This is a genomic window from Flagellimonas marinaquae, from assembly GCF_003992675.1.
GTDB lineage: Bacteria > Bacteroidota > Bacteroidia > Flavobacteriales > Flavobacteriaceae > Flagellimonas > Flagellimonas marinaquae.
On sequence record NZ_RZMZ01000015.1, the window covers coordinates 285,523 to 298,239 of the forward strand.

Genomic DNA, 12,717 nt, shown 5'->3' on the forward strand with positions numbered 1-12,717 from the left:
AATTTATCACTGTGAAATGATTTTACCATCTTCCAATTGAACTAGGCGGTCGGTTCTTTTAGCAAAATCTTCGTCGTGTGTCACAACCAAGAGGGATAGTCCTTGTTCCTCTTTGAGTTTTTTAAAGATATTGAACACATTGTCCGAGTTGTGACTATCCAAATTGCCGGTAGGCTCATCGCCCATTAAAATTGTTGGGTCGTTGATTAACGCCCTAGCGATGGCCACACGTTGTTTTTCCCCTCCCGATATTCTGGAGGCGCGTTGATGGGCCAAATGACCAATATGTAGCATTTCCAGCTTTTGTTGTGCATTACGTTCAATTTCGGCAAATGATTTTTCCCCAAGTTTTTTGGCAGGGAGCATCACATTTTCCAAAACACTGAATTCGGACAATAAATAATGGAACTGAAATACAAAACCAATATTCTTATTACGTATGCGAGAAAGCTCCTTGTGCGATTTGCTGGTCACAAGTTCATTGTTGAGGTATAATTGACCAGTATAATCGGTATCCATGGTAGAGAGGATGTAGAGCAAAGTGGATTTTCCAGATCCTGACTTGCCCATGATAGAGGCAAATTCTCCCTTTTTTACTCCAAAGGAAATATCCTTGAGGACATGGAATTCCTTTGGCTTGCGAAAGTATTTATTGATATGTTTGGTTTCCAGCACAAATTCCATAGCCCAATATCAAGTTCCTCGGATAATTTTTACGGGATCAATGTTTTTGGCCCTAAGCGAGGGCAGGTAGCCCGCAATAAAGGTGGATAAAAGGGCAAAGACTATCCCGATGATATAATATGCAGGGTCGTAGTTAACAGGATATGTGGTAATCGTGGGCAATGCGTCAGTTTCAAAAGGAGTTTGATCGATAATTTTAGAAAGTGAAAATCCAATCAATAGACCCAAAACACCTCCAACTATTCCAATAATCATGGCTTGCCCCATGAAAATGAGCTGTACATCGGTTCCAGAGAATCCTGTAGCCTTGAGTATGGCAATATCCTTCATTTTCTCATATATCAGCATATTTAGGATATTGTAGATACCAAATCCAGCTACAATGAGCAATGTGATGGAAACTGCATAGGTAATAAGATTTCTGATGTTCGAACCTGTCTCAAACTGGGCGTTGGCTTCATTGATTCCCATGGCCTTAACATCAAACTGGTTTTGCAATAGGTTGGCCATGGATTGTGCCTTGGTTATATCCACCAATTTGATGTTGATATCCGTAACATAATTTTCTGCTTCTCCCAAAATACGCTGTACCGTTTTTAGGTTTGCAAAGCTCTGTACATTGTCCACTTCTGCAATACCACTTTGATAGATTCCCACTATTTTTAATGGGAACACGGTACCGGATACCGTACTGATCTGTACTCTGTCTCCTGTTGATAACGACATCTTTTCGGCTAAACCTGCGCCTAATAGAATTCCATTTGCGCTGTTTTTTAAGTCTTCCGGGGAGCCTTCCACTATATTGTCCTGAAGATTGGACAAGCGGACTTCCTCCATAATATCCACACCTACCAAGTTTCCTCCCAGTTCCATGGAACCCGAGAGATAAAATATCTGGGCCCTTAGTTGTGGGGTCGCTCCATCTACATTGGGTTGTTTTTTGAGATAACTGAGAATGGGAAGGGCATTATGGATTTTAGTTTGGCTCAATTTGGGCTTAATGGAGTGAACTACGTTGAACACATTTTGAAAATCATTGTTCAAGGTGATGGGCTGATCATCCGAGGGACGGATTTCGTTGTACAGGTGGATGTGCGGCGTTTGGTTGAGTACCAAATCATCTAGCATGGTATTGAGCCCGGTCATAAAACTCACCAAGGTAATGTAGGCACCTATTCCAAAAGTAACTCCTAGGGTAGCGGTTACGGTGGACTTCATCTTGGTAAGAAGATGGGTTTTGGCTATGCCCAGTATGATGCTCCAATTGATCATGGTTCAGGAAAATATATGGCCGTATGTTCATCGATACCATCAAGGATTTCAACCATGGCCATGTTTTCAAGACCTAAGGTTACTCGTGTTTCTCCTTTATCCGTTAAAACCGTATTGCCATTAATGAGATATGTTTTTGGAATAACCAATGCTTCCTTCGTTTCGGAAATAACAATGTTACCTTCTCCTGAAAGCCCTGGATATAAGGTTTTTGGTGGTTTATTGAACGTTGCCTCTACTTTAAAGGTCTGAGATCGCTCATCTTTTCTGGGGTAGATTTTGTTTACCGTGCCTTCAAATACGGTTTCGCCATAGGAGTCCAATGTAATATAGACTTTTTGTCCCGTGCGAAGTTTGATAATGTCCACCTCATCGACCAACAACTCTACAACAAACCTATCGGTCATACCCAGAGTTGCCACAGGTTCTATGGTATTAACAATTTCCCCAAGATTTTTGTACAGCGCATATACGGTTCCGTTTATCTTGCTGGTAATGGTGAAATCGTTGGTATTGGTAAGCGATGACCTGTAGTTGTTTTCAGCTTGCCTTAGCTGTGTTTCAAGTTCGTTTTTTGTCTGGTCAAACTTCTTTTTTAGTGCGTCCAGTCGGTTACGGGAAAGTTCATAGGCCAGCTTTTTGTTGTCAAATTCTACTTTTGATCCAATGTTTTGGTCCCAGAGCTTTTTTTGTCGGTAATAATTGATGGAATCGTTGGCCAACTGTAATATTGCCGCTTGGATTTCATCTTTTATGCTGTTCAGTACGGCAGAGGTACCGGTGTAATTTTTTTGTGCTAATTCAAGGGCCAATCGCGCATTTTCCTTGTTCATTTCTGGAGAGGTATTGCTGATTTGCAGTAATGAATCACCCTTAGAGACCTTATCACCTTCTTCCACCCAAATTTTTTCAAGAATGCCTGTGGCCACAGAGTAGGCCTGATATAGACTGTCCGGCTGAACGGTCGCCGAAGCATAAACGGATTCCGTCATGGGCAGTTTTTGCGGGTATATCTTTTCCTTTGGCCCTGAACAAGCCAGTAGGAGGTAGGCGCCAATCACCGAAAACACAAGGTACTTCATGGGAACTAAGATGGTATATTCCTCAAAGTACCAACAAAATCCCGAGTTGGGATATGAGCAAAATCAGCAAAATCTTAGAATCCCACTAAAACAGGGTCAAAACATCATCTACCAATTTTCATCGTATACATCTGTTAGAATTTCTGCCAACTTGTCCTCAAAAACAGGTTTTACCACGTAGCCGGTAACCTGTTCAAATTCCTTGGCCCGTTCCATATCATGCGGGTCATTGGAGGAGGTGACCATATAAATGTTCACTTCTCTTTCCGACAGTTTGGGCACCAATTTTTTGAACTCCGACAAAAAGCCCCACCCATCCAAATAGGGCATATTGATATCCAGCAAAATAACTCCTGGCAGCGGGGTGTTTTCCTGTGTGCAAGTTTGGATGAATTCGATGGCCCGTTCCCCATCATTAAAGGATTTTACGGAAATATCATCGGACATATTGGCCAAGATTTTCTTGGTCACGTAGATATAGACTTCGTCATCATCCACTAAAAGGATACTGGGATTTCTCATTTCTTCTTATTACGAATTGTTGAATTTAATTTTAAATGTGGTACCAACACCGATCTCACTGTCTACAGCAATGGAAGCGTTCATGGCCTCCAATTGGGATTTTACGATGAAAAGTCCCATTCCCTTACCGGAAACATCGCGATGGAACCGCTTATACAACTTAAAAAGGTTGTCGCCATGCCGTTCTAGGTCAATGCCAAGACCATTGTCTTTCACATAAAGAACTTTCTTGCCATCTTCCCAAGCGGTTTCAAAAATGACATGGGATTTTACATCGGGTCGTCGGAATTTGAGGGCATTGGATAACAGGTTGTGCAAAATGCTCCTCATATAGAATCTATTGCATTTTATGGCATGCCATTCATCAAGACGATATTCGATCGTAAAGTTTTGCTCTTTCTCATCGAGCAGACGTTCCACAAAATCCTTTTCTACGTCCTTCAACTTTAAAAGGAGGTTGACGTTCTCCAGCTCCAGCTCCCTGTTGTTCAAAATGGAAACATAGGTTTGCACATCATCTGTTAGGATTTGGATGTTGGACGAAATGGTTTCCAATTTCGGGAACAGTTCCTCAAACGTTTTTTGGTCTTTGGATTTGCTCAAGAGATCCACGATAATGTTCATACTGCTCACTGGAGCCTTCAGATTATGTGCCACCACATAGTTAAAGTCTTCCAGTTGCTTGTTGCGCACCTGTAGTTGCTGGTTCGAACGTTCCACCCGTCTGTTGGATTCATGGAGTTCCTCCTGACTGCTTGTAAGCTCCTTGTTTTTTCTTTTGAGCCGGGCTACAAAGTTTTGCTTCTCCTTTTGGGTCATGGCATACCCAAATCCTATCAAAGCAATCACAAACAGGGTGAGTAAATTAAAAAGTATCAGGTTTTTTCGAATGGAAGCCAATCTACTGTTAATATAAGTGGGCGGGATTTCCTGTAAAATGGCCCAATCATTATTACTGACAATTTCCGCCATACCTGCATAGCGGTTCATGCCCACATCCTTTTCATAGCCGGTCCTCACATTTTGGTAGGTCCATAGACTTCCATTTTCCATAAAAAAGGTATCCTTTTTAAAAATCAGGTTTTTCAGCTCCAACCTTTTTTGAATCATGGAGTCCGTTCCGTTCATTATATTTTGGTGTGCAAGGGTATTGTAGTCAAGATTGGAAGTAATGATTTTACCATCGGTATCCAGCAGGAAAAAGTTATCCTCGGATATCCTCGTCTTCATAAAACTAAAAATATTGTCCATGTTAAAATTGACCACTGCCAATCCCACTTGCACATCATTGCCATCAAAAATTTGGGTCACTCCCCGCAACACTGGTTTATGGGGAACCTCAATCACGCCATTTTCTTTATTCAATTCTATGGGGCTCACGTAGACCTGACCCCTTTCCAAGGCCAATCCCCTGTTAACGTATTCCCGGTCGACCTTATTTTGTGTTTCCATTGGAGCCATACTGTCGCGGGCTATTCTTTCAAATCGCAATATTTCGTCCCCATGTAAGTCGATAAGCCGAAATTGGTCGTAGATGGGGTAACCCTGCATAATTCTTATGTAGTTGTTGACGAAGGTAGCATCAAGGGTGTTGGTTTTTGAAAAGGCTTCAGGGAAGTTGATATCCGACCAAAAGGAAGTGATACTGATCAAATTGATACTTTGATCAATCAAGTGGTAGCTTTTATTGAGAATGTTCCGCTGCTGTATGCTCCCCATACTCTTTATTAGGCTTTGTTTTTGCATATAACCCCAATACAAAGAGAAGATGAGAAGTGGAATGTAGAGCGCAGCGCCTGTTTTTAGTATGTTTCTCCACATAAAGAGCTATTTTGAATCATGTCTATCCCAATCGGTACTTGGCATATTTGTAAACCTTTTGATTACTTTTTTGTAGGAGAACTATTGTTGAAGGTATGAATATTTTCCATGAAAAATAAATCCTATCGGTTAGATGTGTTAAAAAAGATGGATATTGTAATCTATTCTTGCGTATACAGTTGCAATTATGTAGAAAATCTAGCGGCCTCTAATGATTTGTGAAGTAGAAACAGGGACGATAGCGCCTATTGATGTTGAGAAAGGTTATCCTGCGCCCTATGTATGTATGGATCGTTGTGCGCCTTTTAGGGATTGGTCCCTTGTTCCATCAACCCTATCATGGGCTTTATAATCCCAAAGATGCTTATATTGGGCTATGGAACCTTTTTTGATTTTCAATAAAGTTAGGGGGTGGGTGCCGCGTATGTGGACTATTTGGAAATCCATTGCAAATTTGGCACATAAACCTGCTGGGCATTCAGAACTCCAACCTTGATGAAGTATACTGCCGTAAGCCTATATCGGAAAATGATGGACTGTGCCCTAAAAGAGGGTGTGGACATGGCGTATCTCAATACATTCAAAACACCATACAAGGACTTGGAAGCCATTAAAGCGATTCCTGCAGAGGAATTCTTTGAACTCCACGAACGCTTGGATGATACGCTGGGTCCTGGTTTTTCCATAAGGGTAGGACAGCAAATGAAGATTGAGGATTATGGGGTTTTAGGTCTTTCTTGGCGGACTTGTTCTTATGTTGGGGAAATCTTTGAGCGCTCGGAACGGTATTTTAAAATGCTGTCCAATACCTATGTTTTTAAGGTGGAGAAGGGAAATCCCTTTTCTGTGATACATCTATTGAGGGAACCCCATCGAAGAGGGTTGGAGTTGTCCAACGAAGCCACTCTTTCGGCAACGGTTGTGGTGCTTCGGGCCATGACGGAATCCAATATTTCTCCTGTCCAAGTTAGTTTTAAGCATAGTGCCCCCCCGGATATCAGTAGTTACGAGAGCGCATTTAATTGTCCCATACATTTCAACCAGCAGGATTACTCCATTACTTACACTACGGCTGATCTGGAAATGCGAACAGCAAAGGCCGATGTGAGCATCAACCGCTTTTTGGTGGAGCGTGTGGAGGAAGAAACGAAAGGGTTGGAAATCAGTGCCAATAGAATCGCAAGCGATTGTAGAAGTTTGATAGCGGATGCCTTACCCAGCGGAATCCCGAGCATTCATCATATTGCTGGTCTTATGGGAATGGGCAATAGGACCTTGGCCCGTCGACTTGCGGAAAATGGGGTATCCTTTAGGGATTTAATTCAAAAAGCACAGCAGAGTATTGCGATAGACCTATTAAAAAACACCTCACGAAGTATTGCCGAAATCGCCTTTGAAACTGGCTTTTCCGAGCAGAGTGCATTTAATCGAGCCTTTAAGAGATGGACAGGTCAAACGCCCATCGAATTTCGTAACCAACAGTAAAACAGCTGGTTTGGCCTAAAATGTCAAAAGATTGGCAAAAAGGGTCAAGCATGGCAGACTTAATCATTCCAATTTTACACCCAGAATCAAAAACAGGTGTATCATGGATGTTTCTATCAAAACAATAACGCTATTTACTTCGATTGTGTTTACCGGGTTATCGGCGGGTTTATTTTATGCTTGGTCGGTATCGGTAATCCCTGGGACCCTGAAAATATCGGACCAGTCTTATCTAGAGACCATGCAATCCATCAACCGGGCCATACTCAACCCCTTATTTTTCATTGTTTTCTTTGGAAGTATTGTCGCTCTGGGAGTGGCTACCAGCTACCACATTCGAACCGATAAGCTGGCTTTTGGCTTATTGTTGGCGTCATCCTTACTATATCTTTTTGGCACCGTTGCGGTAACAGGCATGGGGAATGTCCCTTTGAACAACGAGTTGGAAGCTATGGACCTCTCCACATTTGATTTGGAAAGAATTAAAGCGTTTAGGAACTATTACGAAACCAAATGGAATCGTTTTCATACCATCCGCACCTTTTGGGCCATAGTTTCCTTTTTGATATCGCTGATCACGGTATTTACGCAAATCAAATAATAATCATCAAAAAACGAACAGTCATGAATCACGTAAGAGCTATTGGAATAGGTATTTTAATCTGGATTGTAGGGGTCAGTGTTTATAATCTCTCTTTTTATCTCTCGATTTTAGAAGATGCACAACAGCAAGCCAACATGCTGCTATTTATGGCAGTCATACCATTGGTCTGGTTTGGAGCAAAGCTGTATTACAAAAAAGATAGCGATACACATGGGTATTGGGTAGGCCAAACTTTCTTTCTAACTGCCACTGCGTTAGATGCCATGATTACGGTTCCTGTATTTATTATCCCAAATGGCGGTTCCCATTATCAATTTTTTACTGATTTAGGCTTTTGGCTTATTGGGTTCGAATTTTTAACCATAACAGTCCTGTATTGGTATATCAAAACAGCTACCAAGAAAAAAAAAATCAAACTATATAAAACGTAAATATGATGAAAACAGAAAACATTTTAGTTATCGGAGGAACCGGAAAAACGGGTCGCCGCGTTGCAGAAAACTTAATTCAAGAAGGACACAATGTCCGTGTTGTGGGTAGAAATACTTCTCCTGCTTTTGATTGGGAAAATCCCGAGACCTATGATGCGGCATTAAAAGATATGGACAGGGCATATATCGTGTACTATCCGGATTTGGCTGTACCAGGTTCAAGAGAGGCTATAACCACATTGACTGAAAAAGCGTTGCAAGCAGGCTTGGAAAAAGTGGTCTTGCTATCAGGTAAAGGAGAAACCGAGGCCGAGGCTTGCGAGGACATTGTCGCAAACTCAGGGTTAAACTACACCTTGGTTCGAGCCTCATGGTTCAATCAAAACTTTAGTGAGGGTGCTTTTTTGGAATTCGTATTGAACGGGCAAGTAGCCCTGCCGATGCCAGAGGCGGAAATTCCCTTTGTAGATGCCGACGACATTGCCGATGTAGTAGCCAAAGTGTTAGTGGATGATCGCTACAACGGCGAGACCATTACCGTGACCGGACCCCGAAAAATGACCTTTGGAGAAGTGGTGGCTGCCATGGCCGAAGGGATTGGAAAGGATATCCATTTTCATCACATCACCATTGAGGAGTTTAAAGCGGGAATGAAGCAGGCTGGATTGCCCGACTCCTATGTTTGGCTCTTCGGATACTTGTTCCAAGAAGTACTGGGTAATCCGGATAATCAGGAAATATCGCATGATGTTGAAAAAGTTTTGGGACGGCCTGCCACTGATTTTAATACCTATGTGGAAAAAACCGTGGCCACGGGGATTTGGAACCAAGACCTTTCACATACCGTTTAAGTGAGGGTAATGTTTAAAATGGCAACTCGACATAACCGTTGAATTCATCACGCACGTACCAATCCTGTTTGGTACGTGCTAAACACAAATTTATGACCAAAGCGGAACGAATTGCAATGATAAAAGTTAGCTGGGAGCTGCACAATCAAATAGAAACGGCCTATGTACAGCATCCTGCCCAAAAAAATGATGAAGCCTGGTTGGAAAAACAGCGTTTGCTTCTTGCCGATATGGCCCTTCATCTTTTACAAACTTCTATAAATCCCGAGGAGATTAGGTTAGATCGATTACGGGACAACTTGCATGCGATTTTGACTATTTCAGATCAGTTTTTGCCCGATGCAGATTTAAAAGGAGCGACAGCGAATCTATATAAAGACAAATAGGCACTATGAAAAGACTACTAAAATGAAGAAGACCATAATAACCTTTAGTATTGTGCTATATGCCATTGTTGTCCCATTTTTGGAGATCAACGACACCCACGTTTTTAATCCCGATTGGACACCTCATGCCAAAATTCATGAAGTATGGCAACTCATCACCAATTCTGCTATAGGTGTATTGTGTCTTTGGTTGGTGTGGGTTAAAAAGGAGTTTCGGCTAAGCGCACTATTGAGTATGTTGGTGACTGGAGGCTTTCTATTGGCTTACTCTTTGCAAAATTTATATGGTGGCTCAATGAAATATTTAGATGGCAGTGAAAAAACAATTCTGGGAATCAATATTGGTGTTGTGGGGTTTGGCTTGGCTTTTATCCTATTGTTAGCTACAAGTAAACGAAACTACAATTAAACACTAATATGAGGGGATTTTTAATTGCAACATTAAGTTTATTAAAATGAAAACAACCTTTAAAATAATAATTACTATCCTATTTGTTTTATGCACCACACTTGGTGTTGCTCAAAACAATAAAGAGGAAATTAACATCCATCACATAGCCACTAAAATAGATAGCCTTTTAAGTCATTATAATGAGAACGAACCAGGCATTGCGATTGGTCTTGTACAGAACAATCAATTGATTTATGAAAAGTACTTTGGAATGGCCAATCTTGATTATGAGATACCGATTCACAAAGGGACTTCTTTTCATGTGGCTTCCGTATCTAAACAATTTACCGCATTTGCCATTCTTCTTTTAGAAGATGAAGGCAAGCTCTCTTTAGACGATGATATTAGAATCTATCTTCCGGAGATGCATGAATTTGAGCCTAAAATAACCATTGCCCATCTGTTAAATCACACAAGCGGACTAAAAGACAAGTATAACCTATTGCGCCTCTCAGGATGGACGCTGGATGATGTGATTACCAACGAACAGGTTTTGGAGCTAATTTTCAATCAAAAGACCTTAAACTTTAAACCCAACGAAAAACATATGTACAGCAATGCCAATTATGCATTGTTGGGCGAAATAGTGGCTCGCGTATCGAAGATGTCCTTTGCAGAATTTACGCATCAACGCATTTTTGAACCGCTACAAATGGAGGATTCTAAATTCGTTGATCAACAAGGACAGGTGGTTAAAAATAGGAGTCTTTCCTATGTTAAAGTCGATTCAACTTATGTGGAAGATCTATTTAATAATTTCAGCGTTGGCGCCACCAATCTAAACACCACAATTACAGATGTAAGCAAATGGGCCATTAATTATAATACAAAAAAAGTGGGTAGTGAAACCATCTTTACTAAAATGCAAACCTTACAGCATTTAAATAATGGGGAAACCTATGGTTATGCCAATGGTTTGTTTATCAATACCTATAGAGGGTTCCGACGCATAGAGCATAGTGGACAAGATGCCAGTTATCAAGCCTATCTGGCAAGGTTTCCAGAATTGGACTTGAGCGTGATTTTCACCAATATAAATGGCGAAATCAATGGTGCCAGGATGGTGTATGATATCATGGATATTTGTTTGGAACAATATGTTACCGATGAAACGACCAAAAACCCATCTGTAGAGAAATTGACCCATCAAAAAGCAATTGCAAAAACACCCGCAGAGTTAAGACGTTATGAAGGCCATTATTGGGATGAAGGCGATAGCTATTCAAGAGAAATAAAAGTAGAAAACGACACCTTACGTTTCATTACAAAGAATGGAAATACTGCTTTAGTGCCCGTGGACGAAGATGCTTTTGAAATGGATATTGATGACTATGTGGGTATCTCCTTTGCAAACAACCAAATGATCATCACACTGGATGATGGCTATCAGATTTCTACGGAAAAATATATACCAGCACATTACAATGCAACGACACTTGAAGAATTCACCGGAAGGTATTACAGTTCTGAGTTAAACGCCTATTACTCGTTTTATATTGAAGAAGACCAGCTAATAGCAAAACATGCAAGACTTGGAGACTTTCCACTAAAAGCAATCAAAAATGACTATTTCATTGGTAATAAAGGGTCTTTTTTAAAAGTGGTTTTTGTAAGAAACTCGTCTAATGAGGTCATAGGCTTTGAAGTATCGAGCAGCAGGGCTAAAAATGTATTGTTCTCAAAATTGAAATCATGAAAGCTATCAAAGCATCTTTATTATTCTTAGTGTCCCTTTTGTTTTCTTGCACCAAGGAATGTCCGTCAAATTTGATGCTCTTGGATGCGAATACTCCAACAGACACCCCTTTAATTTTTGGGGAAGGAATTATTTCTACCACTAACTATGAGTTTGCCATCACTTTTTCTCCAAAAATGGATGAACTCTACTTTACAAGAAGGAAACCAAATGAGGACAATAAAATTTATACCATGCAATTGGTTGATGGTAAGTGGTCGAATCCAGAACCCGCATTTTTCACAGCAATTGAAGGCTGGGATTTTGAGCCTCATATCAGTCCGAAAGGTGATAAGCTATATTTTGGCAGCACTAGACCACTGCCTGACTCTTTAAAATCCAATGGTTTGCATCAATGGTATAGTACGAAAACTGCGAATGGATGGGGCAATCCTATTCCGTTAGAAAGTCCATTTATGGATAAATCCATCATCATGTATTTAACCTCATCAGAAAATGAGAACCTATATTTTACGACTGGAGAAAAAGGGGATAAACCCGAAGATTGGGTCATTTATAAGTCAATCAAAGAAGATGGTCAATACCAAAGCATTGATAGAATGGGAACAGAAATTAACGCTACCGGTAATTGGATAGCCCACTCTTTCATTGCCCCAGACGAAAGCTATCTCATCTACGATTTTAAAAGTGATTCAGGTTATGGCGAAAGTGATTTATACATCAGTTTTAACCAAAATGGCAAATGGACAAAGTCTTATAATCTAGGACCTAAAATAAACACTGACCAAACAGAAATGGCAGCAAGCGTCTCTCCTGATGGCAAGTATTTGTTTTTCCATAGAGGAAATGAAAATGAGGGCAACATGTATTGGGTAGCGTTTAAACCCATACAAGAAAATATGCTAAAAAATATGAATAATTAATAAGGTTATTATGGAATTCAGGAAGGCAACACGACATGATCTTCAAGCAATCGTAGAAATGATCGCAGATGATGAGTTAGGTCAAGCAAGAGAAAATTATACCATCCCACTGCCACAAACCTATTTTGATGCTTTTGAACGTATCGATTTTGATAACAACCAAGAACTCACCGTTGTTGTAGATGAAAAAGATGAAGTTGTTGGAGTTTTTCAACTTACGTTCATTTCCTATTTAACGTATCAAGGTGGTATTCGGGCCCAGATTGAAGGGGTACGCGTGCACAAGACGTATCGCAATCAAGGTGTTGGAAAAACCATATTTCAATGGTCTATCCAAAGAGCAAAGGAACGTAACGCACATCTATTGCAGTTGACCACCGATAAACAACGCCCAGACGCCATTCGGTTTTATGAATCCCTTGGATTTAAGGCCAGCCATGAAGGTATGAAGATTCATTTTTAGTAGTTGCCACTTTGATTTTGCCTTGAGTGAATCCAAAAAACATTTT

General features: G+C 40.7%; 14 protein-coding genes. 9 read left to right on the forward strand and 5 right to left on the reverse strand.

From position 1 onward, the window contains the following. Nucleotides 1-6: 6 nt before the first annotated feature. From EO130_RS10635 to EO130_RS10655, 5 genes are all read right to left on the reverse strand, one after another. On the reverse strand, nucleotides 7-684 hold the full coding sequence (locus EO130_RS10635) for an ABC transporter ATP-binding protein (RefSeq protein ID WP_127141490.1): 678 nt from the start codon (nucleotides 682-684) through the stop codon (nucleotides 7-9). A gap of 9 nt (nucleotides 685-693) precedes the next feature. Next, nucleotides 694-1,956 carry an ABC transporter permease gene (locus EO130_RS10640; RefSeq protein ID WP_127141491.1) on the reverse strand — a complete coding sequence of 421 codons (1,263 nt, stop codon included), beginning with the start codon at nucleotides 1,954-1,956 and terminating at the stop codon, nucleotides 694-696. Then, entirely contained in the window at nucleotides 1,953-3,038 is a 1,086-nt protein-coding gene (locus EO130_RS10645; protein WP_127141492.1) for an efflux RND transporter periplasmic adaptor subunit, read from the reverse strand. Before EO130_RS10645 ends, EO130_RS10640 begins: the two co-directional genes overlap by 4 nt. 108 nt (nucleotides 3,039-3,146) lie before the next feature. Beyond that, nucleotides 3,147-3,560 carry a response regulator gene (locus EO130_RS10650; protein ID WP_127141493.1) on the reverse strand — a complete coding sequence of 138 codons (414 nt, stop codon included), beginning with the start codon at nucleotides 3,558-3,560 and terminating at the stop codon, nucleotides 3,147-3,149. Between the two features lie 9 nt (nucleotides 3,561-3,569). After that, a complete protein-coding gene (locus EO130_RS10655; protein WP_127141494.1) occupies nucleotides 3,570-5,381 on the reverse strand; it encodes a sensor histidine kinase in 1,812 nt (603 codons plus the stop codon). A 495-nt stretch (nucleotides 5,382-5,876) separates the two neighbouring features. On the opposite strand from EO130_RS10655, the gene EO130_RS10660 reads away from it, so the two are divergent. The 9 genes from EO130_RS10660 (at nucleotide 5,877) to EO130_RS10700 (ending at nucleotide 12,671) form a co-directional block, all read left to right on the forward strand. After that, nucleotides 5,877-6,866 carry an AraC family transcriptional regulator gene (locus tag EO130_RS10660; RefSeq protein ID WP_127141495.1) on the forward strand — a complete coding sequence of 330 codons (990 nt, stop codon included), beginning with the start codon at nucleotides 5,877-5,879 and terminating at the stop codon, nucleotides 6,864-6,866. A gap of 103 nt (nucleotides 6,867-6,969) precedes the next feature. Beyond that, complete coding sequence (locus EO130_RS10665) at nucleotides 6,970-7,467, forward strand: anthrone oxygenase family protein (RefSeq protein WP_127141496.1); 498 nt, start codon at nucleotides 6,970-6,972, stop codon at nucleotides 7,465-7,467. Between the two features lie 23 nt (nucleotides 7,468-7,490). Next, nucleotides 7,491-7,901, forward strand: coding sequence for a DUF5367 family protein (locus tag EO130_RS10670; protein ID WP_127141497.1), 411 nt, complete (start codon nucleotides 7,491-7,493; stop codon nucleotides 7,899-7,901). A gap of 2 nt (nucleotides 7,902-7,903) precedes the next feature. Continuing rightward, nucleotides 7,904-8,752 carry an NmrA family NAD(P)-binding protein gene (locus EO130_RS10675; RefSeq protein WP_313781390.1) on the forward strand — a complete coding sequence of 283 codons (849 nt, stop codon included), beginning with the start codon at nucleotides 7,904-7,906 and terminating at the stop codon, nucleotides 8,750-8,752. A gap of 92 nt (nucleotides 8,753-8,844) precedes the next feature. Beyond that, nucleotides 8,845-9,138 carry a hypothetical protein gene (locus EO130_RS10680; protein WP_127141499.1) on the forward strand — a complete coding sequence of 98 codons (294 nt, stop codon included), beginning with the start codon at nucleotides 8,845-8,847 and terminating at the stop codon, nucleotides 9,136-9,138. 22 nt (nucleotides 9,139-9,160) lie between these two features. Beyond that, the gene (locus EO130_RS10685; protein WP_127141500.1) at nucleotides 9,161-9,547 is read left to right on the forward strand and encodes a hypothetical protein; all 387 of its coding nucleotides are present in this window, start codon (nucleotides 9,161-9,163) and stop codon (nucleotides 9,545-9,547) included. Nucleotides 9,548-9,593: 46 nt separating this feature from the next. Then, nucleotides 9,594-11,285 (forward strand): serine hydrolase domain-containing protein, encoded by a 1,692-nt coding sequence (locus tag EO130_RS10690; protein WP_127141501.1) that lies wholly within the window; start codon nucleotides 9,594-9,596, stop codon nucleotides 11,283-11,285. After that, on the forward strand, nucleotides 11,282-12,208 hold the full coding sequence (locus tag EO130_RS10695) for a TolB-like translocation protein (protein ID WP_127141502.1): 927 nt from the start codon (nucleotides 11,282-11,284) through the stop codon (nucleotides 12,206-12,208). Before EO130_RS10690 ends, EO130_RS10695 begins: the two co-directional genes overlap by 4 nt. A 10-nt stretch (nucleotides 12,209-12,218) precedes the next feature. Continuing rightward, the gene (locus tag EO130_RS10700; RefSeq protein ID WP_127141503.1) at nucleotides 12,219-12,671 is read left to right on the forward strand and encodes a GNAT family N-acetyltransferase; all 453 of its coding nucleotides are present in this window, start codon (nucleotides 12,219-12,221) and stop codon (nucleotides 12,669-12,671) included. The last annotated feature ends 46 nt before the right edge of the window (nucleotides 12,672-12,717 follow it).

Bases quoted from the DNA above. Each gene is read 5' to 3' on its own strand.
- EO130_RS10635 (WP_127141490.1), bottom strand. From the start codon at position 684: ATGGAATTTGTGCTGGAAACCAAACATATCAATAAATACTTTCGCAAG.
- EO130_RS10640 (WP_127141491.1), bottom strand. From the start codon at position 1,956: ATGATCAATTGGAGCATCATACTGGGCATAGCCAAAACCCATCTTCTT.
- EO130_RS10645 (WP_127141492.1), bottom strand. From the start codon at position 3,038: ATGAAGTACCTTGTGTTTTCGGTGATTGGCGCCTACCTCCTACTGGCT.
- EO130_RS10650 (WP_127141493.1), bottom strand. From the start codon at position 3,560: ATGAGAAATCCCAGTATCCTTTTAGTGGATGATGACGAAGTCTATATC.
- EO130_RS10655 (WP_127141494.1), bottom strand. From the start codon at position 5,381: ATGTGGAGAAACATACTAAAAACAGGCGCTGCGCTCTACATTCCACTT.
- EO130_RS10660 (WP_127141495.1), top strand. From the start codon at position 5,877: ATGAAGTATACTGCCGTAAGCCTATATCGGAAAATGATGGACTGTGCC.
- EO130_RS10665 (WP_127141496.1), top strand. From the start codon at position 6,970: ATGGATGTTTCTATCAAAACAATAACGCTATTTACTTCGATTGTGTTT.
- EO130_RS10670 (WP_127141497.1), top strand. From the start codon at position 7,491: ATGAATCACGTAAGAGCTATTGGAATAGGTATTTTAATCTGGATTGTA.
- EO130_RS10675 (WP_313781390.1), top strand. From the start codon at position 7,904: ATGATGAAAACAGAAAACATTTTAGTTATCGGAGGAACCGGAAAAACG.
- EO130_RS10680 (WP_127141499.1), top strand. From the start codon at position 8,845: ATGACCAAAGCGGAACGAATTGCAATGATAAAAGTTAGCTGGGAGCTG.
- EO130_RS10685 (WP_127141500.1), top strand. From the start codon at position 9,161: ATGAAGAAGACCATAATAACCTTTAGTATTGTGCTATATGCCATTGTT.
- EO130_RS10690 (WP_127141501.1), top strand. From the start codon at position 9,594: ATGAAAACAACCTTTAAAATAATAATTACTATCCTATTTGTTTTATGC.
- EO130_RS10695 (WP_127141502.1), top strand. From the start codon at position 11,282: ATGAAAGCTATCAAAGCATCTTTATTATTCTTAGTGTCCCTTTTGTTT.
- EO130_RS10700 (WP_127141503.1), top strand. From the start codon at position 12,219: ATGGAATTCAGGAAGGCAACACGACATGATCTTCAAGCAATCGTAGAA.